Origin of the sequence: Bacillus sp. FSL R5-0523 (genome assembly GCF_037975295.1) — a bacterium.
Classification (GTDB): domain Bacteria; phylum Bacillota; class Bacilli; order Bacillales; family Bacillaceae; genus Bacillus; species Bacillus subtilis.
This window is the reverse complement of record NZ_CP150251.1, coordinates 859,417-878,134: the sequence shown is the minus strand read 5'-3', so window position 1 is coordinate 878,134 and position 18,718 is coordinate 859,417. Positions and strand designations below refer to the sequence as shown.

Below are 18,718 nucleotides of genomic sequence, written 5' to 3'. Positions count from 1 at the left end.
TAAAGCGCTTTCAACAATAAAAAAGCAGGCGCCTTATATCCATGCGCCTGCTTTTTCCTTTATTATGCATGTACCGCAAGGCCGATCGTGCTTAACAGCGCCTCATGCAATGTTTCCGATAAAGTCGGATGGGCGGCGATAAAATGCTCCGCCATATCTGCCGTCATCTCACCATTCATGATCGCTGCCGCTTGGCCGATGAGCTCGGTTACATCCGGGCCAATCATCGAGACGCCCACGATTTCGCCGAATTCCGGTTCAGCCACGATTTTGACCTTTCCTTCCGCTTGCTGTTTAATGAGCGCCTTGCCGTTTGCGGAAAAAGGAAATTCGCCAATTTTCACATCGCCGTATATGCTTCTTGCCTGTCGTTCTGTCATTCCGATACACGCGATTTCCGGGGACGTATAGATGCAGCGCGGCACATGTTTCTCATTGATTTTGACATCCCTTCCGGAAGCATGAGAAGCAGCGATGATGCCCTCATGGAAAGCGGCATGCGCGAGCTGAATGCCCCCTATAGCATCTCCGCACGCGTAAATATGAGGCACGTTCGTCTGCATGTGCCCATTCACCGGAATGCCCTTTGGAGAAAAATCAACTCCGGCCTGTTCCAGCTGTAACCCGTCAAGACGGGGTTTTCTGCCGATCGCCACCAGCACATAATCGGCCTTCGTTTTAAACTCTCGCTGCCCGCTTTTCCAAATGGCCGTTTTGTCCACTTGATCCACCCGTTCTAACCGGGATGAGGTATGCACTTCAACACCATCTTCCTCAAGTTTCTCCTGAAAGAGACGGGCAATATCTTCATCTTCAGCCGGGATCAGCTGGTCCGCTGTTTCAATGATGGTCACCTTCGATCCCAATCTGGCGAACAGCCCTGCATACTCACACCCGATGACACCGCCGCCGACAATGACTAGTGAAGACGGAATCTCGGAAAGAGAAAGCGCGTCTTTGCTGTCGAGGATCCATTCGCCGTCAAACGGAGCGAAAGGCAGCTCGATTGGCTCTGATCCGGAGGCAATCAATACTTGATCAGCCTCTCTGATTTCTTTTCCGTTTTCTCCTTCGATTAAGAGCTTTCTTTCAGAAAGAAAGGAGGCTGTTCCCTTTACAACCTGTATTTGATTTTTCTTCATTAGGTACTGAACGCCTTGGACAAGCTGACTGACAACCTGTTGTTTTCGGCTTTGCATTTTACTCCAATCGACTGATATCGCACCTGCCGGAAGTTCGATCCCAAAGCTGTCGGCATGCTTGATTTTATCAAGAACGTTTGCGCTTTCTAACAAAGACTTTGTCGGGATGCAGCCTTCATTCAGGCAGGTCCCCCCAAGCTTGCCTTTGTCAATGAGCAGCACGTTTCTGCCCTGCTGTGCCGCGGAAACCGCAGCCGCATAGCCTGCAGGTCCGCCGCCGATAATGGCTAATGTCATGTCGTTTTCACCTGCTTTTCCTATAAAATTAATGCTGCGGGTTCTTCCAAATATGTTTTCATCGCCTTCAGGAATGCAGCGGCAGGGGCGCCGTCACACGCTCTGTGATCAAATGTCAGGCTGAGTGGCAGGATCGTGCTTCTGACGATCGCCTCCCCTTGATACACCGGTGTGTCATAGCTTGCTCCGATGCCGAGAATGCCTGTTTCCGGCGGATTTAGTATCGGTGTGAAATGCTCAACTCCAAACGCGCCAAGGTTTGTAATGGAGAAAGTAGATCCTTGCAGTTCTTCGCTTCCCGCACGTCCCTCGCGTGCTTTTTTGGCATTTTCTGAGATGGATTGAGCCAGTTTAATCAGCGATAGCTTTTCAGCATGGCGGATGACAGGCACCACTAAGCCATTTTCCAAGGCTACAGCCATACCAAGGTGCACATGGGGATGTGTGATGATGCGCTCATTTTGATAAAAGCTGTTCAGCACAGGGTGAGCTTGCAGAGCGAGAACGGCGGCTCTTGAGACAAAATGAGTGATCGTCAGTTTTGTGCCGTATCTCTCTTCCGCAGTTGGTGAAAGCTGTTTTTGAAGAGTGGCAAGCTTGGTGATATCAGCTTTCATCGTGATCGTCAGCTGCGCGCTGTTTGCCAGGCTTTCCTGCATTCGGGCAGCGATGACTTTTCTCATGCCTGTCACCGGGGTTTCCTGCGCTTTCTGATCAGAAACAGGTTTTGCCTGAGCTTTTTTCTGTTCAGCCAGCGCCTTTGTCACGTCATCCTTCACGATTCTTCCGCCTGGTCCGGTGCCTTTCAGCAGTTTCAGGTCTAACCCCGCTTTTTCCGCTATTTTTCTCGCAACTGGAGATATTTTCAAGCGATTTTTTTTGGAGGCTGTGGGTTTGTTTTCTTGTTTGACGGGCTGGACGGCTTGCGGCACGCTGTCTTCAGCAGCAGGCCTGCTTGCCTCTTCCTGCACCGACTCATTTGCGTCCCCGATGTAGCAGATTGCAGTGCCGGGCGGAACCTCTTCTCCCTCTTTCACTTTGATGTCGATCAGCGTTCCTTTTTCAGGCGCTTCGATCTCCATTTCAATTTTCTCCGATTGAATGCTGGCAATGCTTTCTCCCTTTTCAACCGGGTCGCCTACTTTTTTATTCCATATCGATACTTCCCCTTGTTTCATGGCCATTCCCAATTTTGGCATCACTACTTTTACCGCCATTTGTGTCCCCCCTTTAATTCATTGCCGGCTCGCCAAGCAATTCAAGCGTGACGCTGACAATTTTATCTGGTGTCGGCAAATATTGATCTTCAAGCACTGGTGAAAACGGAACCGGTGTATGCGGCGCTGTAATCCGTTTAATCGGCGCATCAAGCAAATCAAAGCCCTTGTCAGCGACAATCGCAGCAATATCCGTGGCAATGCTGCATCGCGGATTGGCTTCATCAATGATGATCAGCCGATTTGTTTTTTCTAACGATGTGAAAATCGCATCCTCATCCAGAGGAGACAGACTGCGGGGATCAAGCACCTCAGCTTCGATGCCTCTCTCTGAAAGCTGTGCAGCTGCTTCAAGCGCGGTATTGACCTGCTTGCCGACTGCAAATAGCGTGACATCATTGCCTTCACGTTTGATGTCCGCCTTTCCGAGCGGAATTGTATAATAATCTTCCGGCACCTCGCCCTTCATGTTGTAGGACGTTTTGTCTTCAAAGAAGAACACCGGATCATTATCTTCTATTGCTGCAAGCAGAAGACCTTTGGCATCATACGGATTGGATGGAACAACTGTCTTCAGTCCAGGGATGCTCGTGAAAAGGCCATACAGCGATTGTGAATGCTGGGCAGCGGCCCGGAACCCTGCTCCGTATGTGGTGCGGACGGTAATCGGCACTTGCGCTTTTCCGCCGAACATATAACGGAATTTTGCCCCTTGGTTGATCACCTGATCAAAGCAAGTGCCGATAAAATCGTTAAACATCAGTTCGGCAATCGGTCTCAAACCGGTTGATGCCGCAGCCATAGCCGCACCCATATAACCCGCCTCAGAAATCGGAGTGTCCAGCACTCTTGTGCGCCCGAATTCCTGTACCAGTCCCTTTGTGACCCCTAATACACCGCCCCATGCTTCATCATCCTGCAAATGATCGACCGCCGCTCCCCCGGCGACATCCTCACCGATCAAAAGCACATTTTCATCTCTTCTCATCGCAAGCTTCATTGCTTCATTGATCGCGTCTGACATGCTTATGACTCTCGCCATCTCTTACATTCCTCCTTTTTCATATGACACATACACATCTGTCAGCAGCTCCGAATCTTTTGGATATGGGCTGTCTTCGCTGAACGAGACGGCTTTTTCAATCGATTCGCTGACACGCTGTTCAATGTCTGACAGCTTATTAGCATCTGTTTCTTTTAAAAGGTAGTTTTTAAAACCTTGAATGGCATCTTTTTCTTCAAGGTGCTCAACTCTTTCATCCTTCGTTTTATAGGTTTGGGCATCTCCTTCGAAATGGCCGTAGTTTCTGTAGGTCATACATTCAATCAAAGACGGGCCGCCGCCGTTTCTTGCTCTTTCTATCGCTTCCTCGGCTGCCTGGTAAACTGCTAAAATATCTTTGCCGTCAACTGTAACCCCCGGCATGTTATAAGCAGCCGCCCGATCGGCGATTGAATCACAGGCTGATGCGTACTCAAATGGGGTAGCTTCGCCATAGCCGTTGTTTTCAGCAACAAATACGACAGGAAGGTTCCATACAGCCGCTAAATTCAGCCCTTCGTGGAAGGTGCCTTGGTTATTTGCCCCGTCTCCGAAAAAGCAAACGCTTACATTTTTAGTTTGTTTATATTTAGCCGTGAGCGCTGATCCGCATGCGAGCGTAAAGCCGCCCCCGACGATTCCATTTGCGCCTAACATGCCTTTATCAAGATCCGCAATGTGCATAGAACCGCCCTTGCCTTTGCACAATCCGGTCGCTTTCCCGAAAATTTCCGCCATCATGCCGTCCAGGTCACAGCCTTTGGCGATACAATGTCCATGTCCCCTGTGGGTGCTTGTAATGCTGTCGCCATCATGTAAATGAGCGCACACCCCTACAGCCACGGCTTCCTCACCGGCATATAAATGAACGAATCCGGGAAGCACTCCCTGGGCGAACAGTTCATGCACTTTGTCTTCAAAGCCCCTGATCTCCAGCATCTTTTGGTACATCCACAGCGCTTTTTCCTCAGTTAATGACAAGCCTTCTCGTTTTAACAATTTCATTTTGTGCGCCTCCTTCTATTTAGGGTTCACCATTATAAATGCAAGAAGTGTGCCAGTCTTTTGAGCCCGTAAAATCAGTCTTCTCGTCTTCACCTTGGAGACAGTTTGAGACGTGTGTCTCGTTTTGTCTCAAACTGATTCATTTGTCTCGTTTTACAGCATGCAAAAAAAGACCGGATATCACCCGGCCTTTGACAATGATCGACGTATTTATTTCCTTGGAAATCTTTTTAACTTCCTAGTTCCTCTGCATCGTTTGACTGAATAGCTGTTTTTGAAAGAAAATCAATTGAATATTTAACATATCCGATACCGCCGTTCCCGTCCTTCTGCATACAGTCTATCGTGCCGTTTGAGTATGTATATCCCTTTTCATTAAGCGTTTTTCTAACCGTTTCCGCCATCTTTGCGGCATCTATTTTTGATAACCCGCTGGCGTCTAACTGAATCGTCATGCTCATAGGGGCTTTTTCAGCCAGCTGTTTGTTCCATTTTGTATCTAACGTGAACTGTCCGTTTTCAATACTCAAAGCAGCATCAGCTTTTATAAGTCGAGGAACCGCTTTTTTCAGATCTGCTTCGATTGCCTTCGTTGCTTCTTCATTTACATGTTTTGATACTGATTCGGTATACGCTTCTTCAATTCCATCGCACGTTACTTTAGGATGCAGAAATCCCTTCGTACACATTGGGTAGCGATGAGATTGGGAGGTTGCTTCGAATACATATTCAGAGGTTTTAGCGTTATATACCCCATTCGTGATCTTGATTTCTTTCTTAGGATAGGTTTGTTTCACATAAGAGACTAGCTTCTGTTCTGCAGCATTTTTCGAAAATGGGTCACCGAACCATAAATGATAGATATATAGTCCGCATCCGAATAATGCAATGGCAAGCAAGCCAAACACAAGTTTTTTCATGTCCCCACTCTTTTCCACATATGTATGTGCTACAGTTCATGCTTTTCTTCAACAGCCCGGTTCAGCGCTTGGAGCATGTAGCCTATGCCTTTGTATGATGATAGCGGCCAGCTGATATGCTGGTGTTCTCCGATGACGGCGTTTAGAATGCTTCGATATTTTTTTCCGCCAAGCATGACTAGCTCTTCGATATCAGAAAAGCCTTTTTCGTGAAATTGACGGCCTAGCTCGTCCGCTGTCATGATTTCCGGATGACCGGTGCCAAAAGTGACATCGTAATTTCCCGAAACGAGATCATTAGGGCGAAGAAAGCCATGCTTCGCCGACAAAATCACCCACTCATCGAAAAATGCTTTCGCATACCGCTCGCACGCCTGATGAAACGGGCTGAGATAAGCGTCCTCTGCTCTTACCGGCCCGGCATCAGGCTGGACGTCCCAGATTTTTTTCTTGCCGCAGGGGATGATGCATAGCCGTTTCATTTTTCTCTCCCCCTTTATAAGATATCTCCACTAAATATACCATTATTTTCTTACAATAAATTAGAGAAAAGACAGGCTGAGTAAAGCTGCGTACAAAAAAGACCCGGATTTACCGAAAATCCAGGTATTTTAGTCAAGAATTGTGTTAACCTTTTTTGAATCAAGCACTGCAGTTACTCTATCCCATCAAGATACTTTCTCTCAAAGTCGTCGAGCAATGCACGCACTTCATCTGTTGACTTTGTGTTCATGCATTGATTTCTTAATTCACTTGCCCCTCGGAACCCGCGGAGATAAATTTTGAAAAAGCGAGGAAGAGGCTTGTACGGACGGGCTTCTAATGCTGAATATTTGTCATGGAGATCCAGATGCAGCCTTAAGAGATCAAGCAATTCCTTGCTGCTATGCTCTTTTGGCTCCTTTTCAAAGGCAAATGGATTTGTAAAAATACCGCGCCCTATCATAATTCCATCAACACCGTATTGTTCAGCAAGTTTCAAGCCGGTTTGGCGGTCAGGGATATCTCCGTTGATTGTCAAAAGTGTATCTGGTGCCACCTCATCACGAAGTTTCTTAATCTCCGGGATGAGCTCCCAATGCGCATCTACTTTGCTCATTTCTGCCCTTGTACGCAGATGAATAGAAAGATTCGCAATATCCTGTTTCAAAATGTGTGTCAGCCACTCGCGCCATTCATCCACATCCGTGTATCCAAGTCTTGTCTTCACGCTTACAGGCAATCCCCCTGCTTTTGCAGCTTGTATTAATTCTGCCGCAACTGCAGGACGGCAAATAAGGCCGCTTCCCTTTCCATTCCCCGCAACATTAGGCACAGGACAGCCCATATTGATATCTAGTCCTTTAAATCCTAACTCTGCCATGCCAATACTCATTTTACGAAAGTTTTCAGGCTTATCTCCCCATATATGGGCCACAATTGGCTGTTCATCCTCTGTAAAAGTCAAACGGCCGCGCACGCTATCCTTCCCATCCGGGTGGCAATAGCTCTCTGAGTTAGTGAACTCTGTAAAAAACACATCCGGTCTGCCTGCTTCACTTACTACATGCCGGAAAACAACATCTGTCACATCTTCCATTGGTGCCAGTACAAAAAATGGCCGTGGTAGTTCACGCCAGAAATTTTCTGTCATAACAAAAATCAAATCCTTTCATTAGAGGATACAGCTATACCTGTATCTCAATATTTAAAAACTGACCATGCTTTCTTTTTACACTTATCGCATGCGAAAGCATTTCTTATCAATCTATAGTAAATTTTGAACATTTCACTCTTTACACTTAAAAAGTAAACCGAAAAATAGAAAAGGCAGTTTGGGGCATACGGTAAGGTACATGATCCTGATTTCGGTTTTATACTCCTGAAAAATCGAGAAATGACCTGATCAAAAAGTGAAAATTGAAACCCACACACTATGTGTGAGTAAACATAAAGTTTTCCAACCAAATTTCCATCTTTAGTGATCTCAAGAACAGATAGTCCGGGCAGGCTATGCATGAAAAAGACCCGGAAATCGGCAATGTTCATTCTACCGAAATCCAGATCTAATTAGGAATTAATGAGACGATTTCAATACAAGTCTCGCCACTGCTTCAACATGCGCCGTCTGCGGAAACATATCGACAGGCTGAATATAGTCCACGCGATAGTCCTTCGACAGTGTCTGCAAATCCTTAGCAAGCGTGGATGGATTGCAGGAAACGTAGACGAAGCGTTTCGGTTTGACTTTTTTGATCGTGTCCAGGAACGTGCTGTCACAGCCCGTTCTTGGCGGGTCTACAATGACGACGTCCGGGCGGAAGCCTTCTTTCGTCCATTTCGGGAGCCAGTGTTCGGCTGTTCCTGTTACGTATGTGGCATTTGCCATGCCGTGTTTTTTGGCGTTTTTCTTAGCATCGTCAATTGATTCCTTGATGACGTCCATGCCGCGGACTTCCTTCGCTCCGTCCGCCACCCACATGCCGATAGTGCCGACGCCGCAATACGCATCAACGACTTTTTCTTTTCCGGTCAGCTGCGCCGCTTTTTTCACTTCATCATACAGCTTGACGGTCTGTTCCGGGTTGAGCTGGAAGAAAGCGCGGGCGCTCAATTCAAAAGATACGTCGCCGAGCACTTCTTGAATCACTGTTTTTCCGGCGAGCGGTTTTGTTTTCTCGCCAAAAATCACTGAAGTTTTCGCACCATTTACATTCTGAATAATGGATTTGACCTCTGGCAATCGCTTTTGAATCGCTTTGACGATTTCTTCCTTGTGCGGAAGCGTTTCTTTTGCGGTTACAAGCACGACCTGCACTTCGCCTGTTTCAAAGCCGACTCTCGTCACGATCGTGCGAACGTCGCCTTTTCGTTTTCTTTCATTATAAACAGACACATTGAAGTCCTCTAAAATGCGGCGGACGATGCCTGTTGTTTTGTTCGTTGCCGGATGCTGAACGATACAGTCTTTAATCGGAACGATGTCATGAGAATCAAGGCCGTATAAGCCGGCGATGATGCTGCCGCTTTGCGAGCGCCCGATCTGGAATTGGCTTTTATTGCGGTAATTCCACGGGTTGTCCATGCCAATCGTTTCTTTGATTTCCATGTTTTCAACTTTAAACTTCGTATGGCGTTCAAGAGACTGAATGACGATATCGCGTTTTTCCCGAAGCTGCTGGCTGTATGCAAGGTGCTGAAGCTGACAGCCGCCGCATTGTTCGTACACGGGGCAAGGCGGTGCCACCCGGTGCTCAGATGCCTTGCGGATTTTCTTAATGCGGCCCTCCGAAAACTTCGGCTGGACCTTTGTGGCCTGCACAACAACTTCTTCGCCAGGAAGCGCGCCGGGCACGAAGACGACTTTTTTCTTAAAATAGCCGACACCTTCTCCGTTAATGCCGAGACGCTTAATCGTCAGCGGAAAGGTTTGTCCGACCTTCAGTTCGACGGGCGCCTGTTTCTTTTGTTGGTTCACGTTGTTCTCTCCGTTTCTATATGAAGCTTTCTGCAGATGGCAGAAAGTGAAATGGTTTTTTCACATCTTTCTAGTATAACACGTTTGCAGGATTTCCTTCATTGTCAGACGAATTATTCTATACTCCTCCACAAATACAAAGACGCATAGCTTAAATAAGGCTCCCACTCCTTGCTCATCGCCAGCATGACATCCTTTGCCGGCTTATCGTCCAGCTGAAAGTGGCGTTTGATGGCATTCTGGAGGCCGATATCGGCAAGCGGGAATAAATTGGGACGGCCAAGTCCGAACATGAGGATATTTTGCACGGTCCACGGGCCGATACCCCTGATTTTGATCAGTTTCTTCATAATGTCTTCATCCGCCATATGCGGCAGCTCTGACAAGCTGAGTGTGCCTTCTGCGATCATCCTTGATGTATCAATGGTGTATTCCGCTTTTCTCATGCTGAATTGCAGATCACGCAGATCCTGATACTCGAGTTCTGCAATCGTTTCCGGCTTTGGATAGCACCACACGCCATCCTTCTGCTCGCCAAACGCATGAACAAATCGTTCTGTTAGCGTGTAAGCGAAGGAAAGATTAAGCTGCTGGTGGATAATGCATTTCATCATGCAGTTGTACACGCTATAGTCCAGAACAAGCGGCGTCCCGGCATGCTCTTCAAAAATGGCGGACAGGCTCGTTTTTGAAAAGTGATCCAGAACGTGCTTCAAATGATTTTCCCATTGAAAAATCCGCTTGATTTCCTTCATCATTTCTTCCTGATCCGTTTCCCCGCTGACGAGGAACTCAGGCTCGCCCGCATGGCCTAACGCCTGTACCTTTACAATACATACGTCCCCTGCTTGATTTCTGATTGGCACACGGACTTCCCTCGCCTCTCGATCAACAGCATTGAGGGGGTCTAAAGACAGCCTGTCCAGCACGCGGTCAAAATGATACGGAGGCGTGACAGATACTTTTTCCTTCCACATGAGATCCATCCTTTTTCCGTTTTTGTTCAGTATAACATGCCGCTGGAATTAGGCAGAGAGTACCGTATACTTTTCTCATAAAGACCGCATGATATAATGGCAGGTGGAGGGTTGTTTATGATCAACATTACCGCAATCACAACAGAGCATCAGCTGCTGAAAAATATACCGATCGAACGAGTGGAACAGCCTGATATTGCATGGTACTGGGTTGATTTTTACGGCCCGGAGGATACGGAAACGGCGTTATTGAGAGATTTTTTTCATTTTCATCCGCTTGCCATTGAGGATTGCTTCCAGCACATGCAACGGCCGAAGCTTGACCATTATGACGGCTATCGTTTTTACGTGATTCATGCGCTGAATAAGGAAACACTTGAGACGGAGGAAGTCGATATTTTTCAAGGCGAACAATTTATCGTTACCTTTCATTTACACGAAACGCCCGGTATCGCCAAAGTCCGGGAGCGTTTGTATGCTTCACCGGACATATTGAAAAAAGGGCCTGGGCATATTTCTTATATGATCATGGATCAGCTTGTCGATGAATATTTTCCTCTCGTGTATAAAATTGAGGACCGGCTGAATGAAATCGAAGAAAGCCGCTCTCACAAAACGTATGGAACGCTGATGAACGAGGTGTTTGAACTCAGAACAGACCTATTGCATTTGAGACGGACAATTATCCCGATGCGTGATTTGCTCTATCGGATTTTAAGCCTTGACCATGTGAAAGAGCAGCGGGAAACGAAAGCCTACTTCAGCGACATATATGATCATTTGTTAAAGTTGTCTGAAATTGTGGAATCCAACCGGGACATGACGTCCGATTTGCGTGACAGCTACGTGACGCTAAACTCAAACCGGATGAATGCGATTATGATGACACTGACGATAGTGTCGACCATTTTCATCCCGCTCACCTTTATTGCCGGTGTATACGGTATGAATTTCGACTTCATGCCGGAGCTGCATTGGAAATACGGATATTTTGCTGTACTTGGCCTGATGGCCGCGCTTGTGATCGGGATGCTGATTTGGTTTGTACATAAAGGATGGTTCAATATTTTTAAATGAGGACAGCGAGCAGCTGTTCTTTTTTGTTGTAAGCCGATCGCTATGCATATTCTGTTCATATTGTTTATAATGGAAAAAATATTCAGGGAGTGATCAGATTGAAAATTGCTGTCATCGGACTCGGCAATATGGGACAGCCCATTGCCCGAAATGTTCTTCAAGCAGGCTACGAATTGACTGTATATAACCGGACGAAACAAAAGACAGAAGAATTTGTCACAAAAGGCGCACAGGCAGCTGATACACCGCGGCTGGCGGCAAAGTCCGCTGATATTGTCATCACAATGCTTGCAGATGATGATTCTGTCAGCACCGTGACATTCGGAGAAGACGGGCTGCTTGAAGGATTAGCAGAGAACGGCATTCACATCTCGATGAGCACAATCAGTGTTGAGTTCTCAGAAAAGCTCGCAGCAGCTCATGCAGAGAAAGGACAATTTTTTCTCGCCGCTCCTGTTCTTGGCAGACCGGATGCCGCAGCCAAAGCCGCGCTCCGTATCATAACAGCCGGACCGGCGGAAGCAAAGCAAGCTGCCAAGCCTCTGCTCGACAGCCTGAGCCAGCAGGTATTTGACGTCGGCGAAGAAAGCAAGACGGCAAATGCAGCCAAAATCAGCATCAATTTCTTGCTCGTGTCCATGCTGGAGGCGTTATCTGAATCCTTTTTAATGATGGAGAAATACGGCTTAGAACAAAAACAATTTTTAGAAATCGCCAGCGCGCTCTTTGGTTCTCCAGTTTATCAAAATTACGGAACCATTATGGCCGAGCAGAAATTTGAACCGGCCGGCTTCAAAATGTCTTTAGGGCTGAAGGATACCAACCTGGCACTCGCCGCCGCAAAACAGGTTTCTGCAAATCTTCCTCTTGCCGAGCTGGCCAAGAGCCATTTTGAAAGCGGGATTGAGAAAGGCTTCGGGGATCTGGACTGGGCTGCACTGATTAAATGTATAAAATAAAGAAAAGCCTCTCCGTTCCAGGAGAGGTCTTTCTCTTTTACAAAGACGGCAGCCTCATTTCTTTCTCAAACATCAGATCATCAATGCTTTTAAATGTGTAGCCCTGTTTTTTCAGATCTGTAATCGCGTCATCCAGCGCTTCTGCATTGTCCCTCGATACGGTGTGAAGCAGGTAAATGGCTCCCGGGTGCGCCTGCTTGATCATATGATCGTAGGCATATTTCTTCCCCTTTTGGTTGTTGATTTTCCAATCAACAAAAGCGACCGACCAGAAAACAGTTTGATAGCCGAGGCGTTTCGTTTCTTTCAGTACGTACTCACTGAACACGCCGCGTGGCGGACGCAAATACAGGTTGTCCTGCTTTCCCGTAATTTTATAAACCTCTTCGTTGACTGAATCAAGCTCATCCTGAATCTGATCAGCTGTTTTTGTCGTTAAATCCGGATGGTGAAAGGAATGGTTGCCGATAATATGGCCCTCATCTGACATTCGTTTAATCAGCTGAGGCTGGTCCTTTACGAAATGCCCGGTGACAAAAAACGTTCCTGTTACGCGATGTTTTTTTAAGACATCAAGCACTTTTGGCGTATAGCCATTTTCATACCCGTTATCAAACGTTAAGTAAATCGTTTTTTCCTTTGTATTCCCTAAATAAAACGCATCATATTTTTCAATTAAGCGGTTCAGCTGCTTCCCGGCATCTGGCGGCTGATGATTGACACTTCGTTTAAAGCCCCAATTAATCGGCTCATTCGGCACCGCTTCCGCCTGTGCTGCACCTCCGGCAAGCAATACGGCGGCGCAGCATATTGAACACATCCACTTCATGGCCAGCGCTCCTTCTGCATTTTTTCTTATTTTACAGATAGGGGCTTTGTTTTATACTGTTGCTTTATGCCAATAAAAAAACCGCGGCGGGCGCGCGGTTTTATTCCCAATCTTTTTTAAAACGTTCGTATTTGGCTTCCAGGTCATCAAGCATGCTGATGAGCCTGTCTATATCTTCAACGTCGGTTGCTTCAGGGTCTAATGAATCGATGACGTTCATAAACATGTCAAGTCTGTTCTTTAAATAATCAATCTGCTGATCTTTATTGTTTACGGCGTTCCCCATTCTGTTCCTCCATTCATTTTTTATTATGGTAGCTCATTTTTTGCCGTTTTTCAATCGCCGCGCCACTTGCGATCTTGGCAAATCAGGTCTAAAATTAACTGTTGGCAGCGTTAGTATGCCCATTTATAAAGGAGTTAGATAGTCATGACACAAAACACGAAGCTGCGTCCGATTACGCCCGAGTTTGACCCTTGGGAAGCCTATATGGATGTTGACCAATACGGAGACATGCAGCTGACAAACGTTGAATTCACAACGACGACACTTTGCAATATGAGATGCGAGCATTGTGCTGTAGGCTATACATTGCAGCCTAAAGACCCGAATGCTCTGCCAATAGATCTTCTGTTAAAACGGCTGGAGGAAATCCCGCGCCTCAGATCCATCAGCATCACAGGCGGAGAGCCGATGCTTTCGTTGAAATCAGTAAAAGAATATGTTGTTCCTTTATTGAAATATGCCCATGAACGGGGTGTGCGGACACAAATTAATTCAAATCTGACCCTCGACATCGAGCGGTACGAATGGATCATTCCATATCTCGATGTGCTACATATTTCTCATAACTGGGGTACAGTTGAAGATTTTGCTGAAATCGGCTTTGCCATGATGGACAGAAAACCGACCTTCGAACAGCGCGCGCGCTATTTTGAAAAAATGATCGAAAACAGCCGCACGCTCGTGGATGCCGGAGTAATGGTATCTGCGGAAACGATGCTGAACAAACGAACACTTCCGCATATTGAGCATATTCACCGCCAAATCACAGAAGATATGAAATGTCAGCGTCACGAGGTCCATCCAATGTATCCAAGCGATTTCGCAAGCGCTCTTGAATCCCTCAGCCTGAAAGAGATGAGACAGGCGATTCACCGCTTGCTGGATATTCGTGATGAAAATACGTGGATGCTGTTCGGAACACTGCCGTTTTATGCCTGCAGTCCGGACGAAGACGACCAAAAGCTGCTTCGCCGGCTTCGCGCGGCGAAAAACGTCACAGTGCGAAATGACCCTGACGGCCGGTCCCGCCTGAATGTGAACATTTTCGACGGAAACATTATCGTGACCGATTTCGGTGATACCCCGCCGCTTGGCAACATTCAGACGGACAGCCTCCCTTCCGCCTATGAAAAGTGGAGAGAGACCAAGCTTGCGAAAGAACTGAGTTGCCACTGCCCGAATGTCCGGTGCCTCGGACCGAATGTTCTTGTCAAAAACAGTTATTATCAGGATACAGACTTCACAAAACGCCAAGCCAGGAGTTAGATGCGGATGAAAGAAACACTTACGGAGATTTTTCAAAATAAAATCGTCGATATTCTCCTCGTTGCGGTTATCCTTTGGATCGGTGTCTTTATCATCAACCAGCTGGTACAGCTATTTTTTAAACGGACGGACTTTATTGAAGAAAAAAAGGAAAAAACGATTGAAAGCCTTGTCCGTTCTGTCACCCAGTATACGGCGACAATTGGTTTTATCTTTTACGTTATTTCTTTATTTGTGCATGATTTCGGCAAGATATTGGCCGGGGCGGGCGTAGCAGGTATCGTGATCGGTTTTGGCGCCCAATCGCTGATCAAAGATGTGCTGGCTGGTGTGTTCTTAATATATGAACGCCAGCTGCACAAAGGCGATTATGTCACCGTCAACAACTTGTTCAACGGAACAGTGGAGGAGATCGGCCTTCGCTCGCTGCAAATCCGGGAATGGAGCGGGAAGCTGCTCACCATCAGCAACGGCGAGGTCAGACAAATAGAGAACTATAATATTGATTTTATGCGGATTACCGAATCCTTTCTTATCAGCTTTAAAGAAGATCCGGACCGCGTGTACAGCGTGTTGGAAGAGGCATGTGACATGCTGAATGTAGAGCTTCGTGATTCATTGAAGCGGGATGAATTCGGCAATCCGACAGAACCATTTCAAATCCACGGCATCACCGCATTGAATAAAATCAATCGCGGCGTCGAATTTACGGTTAAAGGCATGGTGAAAGATGATGATTATTTCAGTGCCAGCCTTGCAGTCAGACGGGTTCTCGTTCGCCAGCTCTACCAAAACAATGTGCAAATGCTTGAGGAAGCGGTCCGAATCGAGAGAACCCAATAAACAAAAAAACTGATTCCGAGTTGGAATCAGTTTTTTATTTATCTTGGCAGTGAGGAAAGCTGAAAGCCAAATGTGACATGATCTTGAACCGGAATCCACGCGCCGATGCCCTGTGACGTGACATTTTTCACGACGAGTTTGCGTTTATTTCCTTTCAGCACTAAGTACACTTCTCCGTAAGTCACTTTTCCTTTTTCATTCACAGCCGGTGCATATGCATGTAGATAACCGATTTTTTTAGGAGCGACTTTATAAATCTGATCCCGTTTTGTGCCAGCCCCAATGACCGTCTCAAATGCAAGCGGAAGGTTCGTTTTCTTCATTGCTTTTTGCATCATCATGCTTTTGACATCTTCAGCATTTGGAACTTTAGCTGTCAGGCCGCCCTTCACTCTGTACTGCTGTTCCTGGGCATAATGCATTTCAGCCGTTTCTTTCCCGCCGCGGTTATCCGCACGGTTTGTATTGATTTTTTTATATTCCCAGTTTGCGACTGTTTCATTTGATTCATAGCCGAGCGCCCATTTCCCGAGAAATATTGTCGCCCGGTACCCTACTGCAAGCGGTGTGCCGGATATGTTGGATTCATTCAGCATTTTGATGAGATGCGGATTTTCAATCTTCACCTCAGAATGATCGAGCAATTCCTTTGCCAGCTTGCTCGGCTGAAGCATTGGCTGATCCTGTGAAGCATTCGGATACGTGTTTTCCTTTGAAATGCTTGCGACAGAATTAGGAACCTTAAACTGCTTTTTCGCGTGGATGGGCTGAACGCCGAAAAAACTAAAGAATAACAACACGATAAGTGTGGAATGAAATAGCTTTTTCATCATATCACTCTTTCTATGGCATTTTCCCTTAGTCTTTTCATCCCGCTTTGTTGTTATCCATCATTTTTTCAGGTTAAAGAAGGAAAAAGCCGATCGCCATAATGACATATGCAGCAAGCAGTGTCGCCCCTTCAAACCAGTTGGAATCCCCGTCATTTGAAATCGCAATCATCAAGAGAACTGCTGATACCATCGCGACGAGCTCAGGCAATGTAAATACAAGCGGCATGCTTGTCGGAAAAAAGATAGAACAGATGACGAGAACCGGTGCGACAAACATAGCGATCTGCAGCGTAGAGCCGACTGCAATTTCAACCGCAATGTCCATTTTATTTTTGAAGGCCATAATAATCGCTGACGCGTGCTCCGCCGCATTTCCTACAATCGCCACGATGATGACCCCGATAAACAGCTCGCTCCACCCGAACTGTTCAGCAACCGAGTGAAAGGTATGGACCAGGTTTTCGGATATGTATGCAACCACAATCGTTGCCGCAAACAAGACAATCGTCGCAACCTTCCCTGACCATTCCGGCTCTTCCTCTTCTTCAGTCTGAGCGGCATTATTCGGCTGATAAACGCCCCGATGCGTGACAAGTTTAAAGTACAGCGCCGCCACATACAACAGAATCATAATGATGCTGATGCCGATGCTTAAATTGAGCTTGCTGGCGTTTCCCATACCAACAGAGAATACCTCCGGAATCACAAAGGCGACAATGATGGCAAAAATCAGAAGCCCGGAGTTATGGCGGGCATCATGGATATTAAATTCCTGCCGCTTATATTTTAAACCGCCGACAAAAAACGATAGGCCCGCTACCAGCAACAGGTTCCCCAGCACTGAACCGGTTAAAGAGGCAAGCACGATTCCTGTCAGGCCTTCTTTTAATGCAAAAAGGGAAATAATCAGCTCCACCGCATTCCCGAAGGTGGCGTTCAACAAACCGCCGATACGCGGTCCTGCAATGATGGACAGTGATTCTGTCGCCCTCCCCATATAGCTTGCAAGCGCGATAATCGTCACGCAATAAACGGCAAATAGAACCGCGGAAGGCCAATGCATCAAACTGCCAATCACAGAAAGCGGAACACCGGCCGCCACTAAAATAAAAAAGATACGATTCATGGTGAAATAGCTCCTTTTTTATGACTTGTTTTATTTTTATTCTTCACAAAAACCTTCATGATTACACGAGGGCAAATGTATAGCGTGATATAGGCTTTTTTCAGGTTGCCTGCTTTTGGAAAACGTTGTACGATCAACATAGATTCCACATAAGGAGAACTGACCGATGTCACGATTTCATTTCTTTATCCTTGTCTTGCTCGTATCCATTTCTGGGTTTTCACAAGGCATGCTGCTGCCTGTCATTTCAATCATTTTTGAAACAAATGGAGAATCCGCTGCTATCAACGGCCTGCACGCGACCGGGCTGTATATCGGTGTGCTTTTGGCTTCGCCGTTTATGGAAGCGCCGCTCAGAAAGCTCGGATTCAAGCCGCTGATCGTTATGGGCGGAAGCATTGTCATTTTAAGCTTATTCGGATTTATTTGGCTTCAGTCAGTTTGGGTCTGGTTCCTGCTTCGCCTGTTCATTGGAATCGGCGACCACATGCTTCACTTTTCTACGCAAACGTGGGTGACCTCCATGTCATCAAAACAAAATCGCGGAAGAAACCTGTCTATTTACGGGCTTTCCTTTGGCCTTGGCTTTGCCGCAGGCCCGTTCATGGTGCCGCTTGTTAAGCTGAGTCCGTCGCTTCCTTTTATCGTGTCCGGCTGCATCAGTCTGTTTGCGTGGCTTTTTGTTTTCTTTCTACAAAATGCATACCCGGAAACCAGTCCTCATGAAACCAAATCAGACAATAGTTTCAGGCGATTTTATCAGGCCATGCTGTTTGGGTGGGTTGCCTTTATGCCTACATTTGGCTATGGCTTTTTGGAAACGGCGCTGAACGGAAGCTTTCCGGTGTACGCGCTCCGTTTGGGGATATCAGTAGACGCAGTAGCGATCATCCTTCCCGCATTTGCGATTGGAAGCATTATTTTTCAGTTTCCGCTCGGCATCCTCAGCGATAAATACGGCAGGCGGAATGTGCTGCTGGTGATTTTACTGACTGGGGCTCTTTGCTTTTTCATCGCCGGTGTATTTCCTTCGCCTTACGTGATCGGCGGCTGCTTTTTTATTGCAGGAATGGCAGTCGGATCAACCTTTACACTTGGCATCAGCTATATGACAGATCTTCTTCCGCCTCATCTCCTGCCGGCAGGGAACCTGCTTTGCGGCATTACATTTAGTCTCGGCAGCATCCTCGGCCCGGTTGCCGGCGGCTGGTATATGCAGACATTTGAAAGCGCAAACTTGTTCTACTTCATTACTCTCACGCTTAGCGCTGTGTGGCTGGCCCTTGTGCTGGGAAAACCGAAAAGCTGGTCACCGGCTGAAACCTATTCTTCATCTTCTTAATCAAAAAGCCTCCTGACATCATGTCAGGAGGCTTTTATGCTAATGGTAGCCGTTTTGTCCGTTGGCGCTTCCGCTTGTTTTATTGCTCGATTTGCTTTTC

The 18,718-nt window shown here is 46.8% G+C and carries 18 protein-coding genes; 5 read left to right on the top strand and 13 right to left on the bottom strand.

Translation table 11 applies throughout. From position 1 onward, the window contains the following. Window positions 1–62 precede the first annotated feature (62 nt). The 9 genes from acoL to NYE53_RS04380 all read right to left on the bottom strand — a co-directional run bounded on the left by acoL (window position 63) and on the right by NYE53_RS04380 (window position 10,057). Window positions 63–1,439, bottom strand: a complete 1,377-nt coding sequence (gene acoL, locus NYE53_RS04420) for an acetoin dehydrogenase complex dihydrolipoyl dehydrogenase (protein WP_339247480.1) — start codon at window positions 1,437–1,439, stop codon at window positions 63–65. Window positions 1,440–1,459: 20 nt separating this feature from the next. Next, entirely contained in the window at window positions 1,460–2,656 is a 1,197-nt protein-coding gene (gene acoC, locus NYE53_RS04415) for an acetoin dehydrogenase complex dihydrolipoyllysine-residue acetyltransferase (RefSeq protein WP_339247478.1), read from the bottom strand. 13 nt (window positions 2,657–2,669) lie between these two features. Next, window positions 2,670–3,698 carry an acetoin:2,6-dichlorophenolindophenol oxidoreductase subunit beta gene (gene acoB / locus NYE53_RS04410; protein ID WP_087962013.1) on the bottom strand — a complete coding sequence of 343 codons (1,029 nt, stop codon included), beginning with the start codon at window positions 3,696–3,698 and terminating at the stop codon, window positions 2,670–2,672. 3 nt (window positions 3,699–3,701) lie between these two features. Continuing rightward, window positions 3,702–4,703 carry an acetoin:2,6-dichlorophenolindophenol oxidoreductase subunit alpha gene (gene acoA, locus NYE53_RS04405; RefSeq protein ID WP_003242898.1) on the bottom strand — a complete coding sequence of 334 codons (1,002 nt, stop codon included), beginning with the start codon at window positions 4,701–4,703 and terminating at the stop codon, window positions 3,702–3,704. A 230-nt stretch (window positions 4,704–4,933) separates the two neighbouring features. Further along, on the bottom strand, window positions 4,934–5,623 hold the full coding sequence (locus NYE53_RS04400; protein ID WP_339247475.1) for a hypothetical protein: 690 nt from the start codon (window positions 5,621–5,623) through the stop codon (window positions 4,934–4,936). 29 nt (window positions 5,624–5,652) lie between these two features. Next, window positions 5,653–6,105 (bottom strand): DUF6884 domain-containing protein, encoded by a 453-nt coding sequence (locus NYE53_RS04395; protein WP_198878913.1) that lies wholly within the window; start codon window positions 6,103–6,105, stop codon window positions 5,653–5,655. 173 nt (window positions 6,106–6,278) lie between these two features. Further along, window positions 6,279–7,256 (bottom strand): tRNA-dihydrouridine synthase, encoded by a 978-nt coding sequence (locus NYE53_RS04390; RefSeq protein ID WP_021481196.1) that lies wholly within the window; start codon window positions 7,254–7,256, stop codon window positions 6,279–6,281. Between the two features lie 423 nt (window positions 7,257–7,679). Continuing rightward, window positions 7,680–9,080, bottom strand: a complete 1,401-nt coding sequence (gene rlmD, locus NYE53_RS04385; protein ID WP_071578304.1) for a 23S rRNA (uracil(1939)-C(5))-methyltransferase RlmD — start codon at window positions 9,078–9,080, stop codon at window positions 7,680–7,682. 113 nt (window positions 9,081–9,193) lie between these two features. Beyond that, window positions 9,194–10,057, bottom strand: a complete 864-nt coding sequence (locus NYE53_RS04380; protein WP_339247472.1) for a DNA-3-methyladenine glycosylase — start codon at window positions 10,055–10,057, stop codon at window positions 9,194–9,196. Window positions 10,058–10,174: 117 nt separating this feature from the next. On the opposite strand from NYE53_RS04380, the gene corA reads away from it, so the two are divergent. Both corA and NYE53_RS04370 read left to right on the top strand, forming a co-directional pair. Beyond that, on the top strand, window positions 10,175–11,134 hold the full coding sequence (corA, locus tag NYE53_RS04375; RefSeq protein WP_014663214.1) for a magnesium/cobalt transporter CorA: 960 nt from the start codon (window positions 10,175–10,177) through the stop codon (window positions 11,132–11,134). 98 nt (window positions 11,135–11,232) lie between these two features. Continuing rightward, window positions 11,233–12,093, top strand: coding sequence for an NAD(P)-dependent oxidoreductase (locus NYE53_RS04370; protein ID WP_128740130.1), 861 nt, complete (start codon window positions 11,233–11,235; stop codon window positions 12,091–12,093). A 37-nt stretch (window positions 12,094–12,130) separates the two neighbouring features. Here NYE53_RS04370 and pdaA read toward each other — a convergent pair whose 3' ends face one another. Together pdaA and NYE53_RS04360 are read right to left on the bottom strand one after the other, a co-directional pair. Further along, window positions 12,131–12,922, bottom strand: coding sequence for a delta-lactam-biosynthetic de-N-acetylase (gene pdaA, locus NYE53_RS04365; RefSeq protein WP_032726648.1), 792 nt, complete (start codon window positions 12,920–12,922; stop codon window positions 12,131–12,133). Between the two features lie 100 nt (window positions 12,923–13,022). Next, the gene (locus NYE53_RS04360; protein ID WP_003223132.1) at window positions 13,023–13,208 is read right to left on the bottom strand and encodes an SE1561 family protein; all 186 of its coding nucleotides are present in this window, start codon (window positions 13,206–13,208) and stop codon (window positions 13,023–13,025) included. Between the two features lie 144 nt (window positions 13,209–13,352). Between NYE53_RS04360 and yfkAB the strand changes: the two genes are divergently transcribed. Further along, window positions 13,353–14,474: a radical SAM/CxCxxxxC motif protein YfkAB gene (gene yfkAB / locus NYE53_RS04355; RefSeq protein ID WP_003233655.1), complete on the top strand. Its 1,122-nt coding sequence runs from the start codon at window positions 13,353–13,355 to the stop codon at window positions 14,472–14,474. Then, on the top strand, window positions 14,475–15,317 hold the full coding sequence (mscC, locus tag NYE53_RS04350; protein WP_327828958.1) for a mechanosensitive ion channel protein MscC: 843 nt from the start codon (window positions 14,475–14,477) through the stop codon (window positions 15,315–15,317). It begins immediately after the preceding gene. A gap of 38 nt (window positions 15,318–15,355) precedes the next feature. On the opposite strand, the gene NYE53_RS04345 is transcribed toward mscC, so the two are convergent. Further along, a complete protein-coding gene (locus NYE53_RS04345) occupies window positions 15,356–16,150 on the bottom strand; it encodes a YfkD famly protein (RefSeq protein WP_003233657.1) in 795 nt (264 codons plus the stop codon). Window positions 16,151–16,220: 70 nt separating this feature from the next. Further along, window positions 16,221–17,276, bottom strand: coding sequence for a calcium/proton exchanger (gene cax, locus NYE53_RS04340; RefSeq protein WP_003242902.1), 1,056 nt, complete (start codon window positions 17,274–17,276; stop codon window positions 16,221–16,223). 166 nt (window positions 17,277–17,442) lie between these two features. Here cax and NYE53_RS04335 point away from each other — a divergent pair, with 166 nt between their 5' ends. Continuing rightward, complete coding sequence (locus NYE53_RS04335; RefSeq protein ID WP_003243008.1) at window positions 17,443–18,618, top strand: MFS transporter; 1,176 nt, start codon at window positions 17,443–17,445, stop codon at window positions 18,616–18,618. Window positions 18,619–18,718 lie beyond the last annotated feature (100 nt).

What these genes read in the sequence shown, in the direction of transcription:
- NYE53_RS04360 (WP_003223132.1), bottom strand. Translation starts at nt 13,208, where the DNA reads ATGGGGAACGCCGTAAACAATAAAGATCAGCAGATTGATTATTTAAAG.
- pdaA (WP_032726648.1), bottom strand. Translation starts at nt 12,922, where the DNA reads ATGAAGTGGATGTGTTCAATATGCTGCGCCGCCGTATTGCTTGCCGGA.
- yfkAB (WP_003233655.1), top strand. Translation starts at nt 13,353, where the DNA reads ATGACACAAAACACGAAGCTGCGTCCGATTACGCCCGAGTTTGACCCT.
- NYE53_RS04345 (WP_003233657.1), bottom strand. Translation starts at nt 16,150, where the DNA reads ATGATGAAAAAGCTATTTCATTCCACACTTATCGTGTTGTTATTCTTT.
- NYE53_RS04335 (WP_003243008.1), top strand. Translation starts at nt 17,443, where the DNA reads ATGTCACGATTTCATTTCTTTATCCTTGTCTTGCTCGTATCCATTTCT.
- NYE53_RS04395 (WP_198878913.1), bottom strand. Translation starts at nt 6,105, where the DNA reads ATGAAACGGCTATGCATCATCCCCTGCGGCAAGAAAAAAATCTGGGAC.
- NYE53_RS04380 (WP_339247472.1), bottom strand. Translation starts at nt 10,057, where the DNA reads ATGTGGAAGGAAAAAGTATCTGTCACGCCTCCGTATCATTTTGACCGC.
- cax (WP_003242902.1), bottom strand. Translation starts at nt 17,276, where the DNA reads ATGAATCGTATCTTTTTTATTTTAGTGGCGGCCGGTGTTCCGCTTTCT.
- corA (WP_014663214.1), top strand. Translation starts at nt 10,175, where the DNA reads ATGATCAACATTACCGCAATCACAACAGAGCATCAGCTGCTGAAAAAT.
- NYE53_RS04390 (WP_021481196.1), bottom strand. Translation starts at nt 7,256, where the DNA reads ATGACAGAAAATTTCTGGCGTGAACTACCACGGCCATTTTTTGTACTG.
- acoL (WP_339247480.1), bottom strand. Translation starts at nt 1,439, where the DNA reads ATGACATTAGCCATTATCGGCGGCGGACCTGCAGGCTATGCGGCTGCG.
- acoB (WP_087962013.1), bottom strand. Translation starts at nt 3,698, where the DNA reads ATGGCGAGAGTCATAAGCATGTCAGACGCGATCAATGAAGCAATGAAG.
- NYE53_RS04400 (WP_339247475.1), bottom strand. Translation starts at nt 5,623, where the DNA reads ATGAAAAAACTTGTGTTTGGCTTGCTTGCCATTGCATTATTCGGATGC.
- acoC (WP_339247478.1), bottom strand. Translation starts at nt 2,656, where the DNA reads ATGGCGGTAAAAGTAGTGATGCCAAAATTGGGAATGGCCATGAAACAA.
- acoA (WP_003242898.1), bottom strand. Translation starts at nt 4,703, where the DNA reads ATGAAATTGTTAAAACGAGAAGGCTTGTCATTAACTGAGGAAAAAGCG.
- mscC (WP_327828958.1), top strand. Translation starts at nt 14,475, where the DNA reads ATGCGGATGAAAGAAACACTTACGGAGATTTTTCAAAATAAAATCGTC.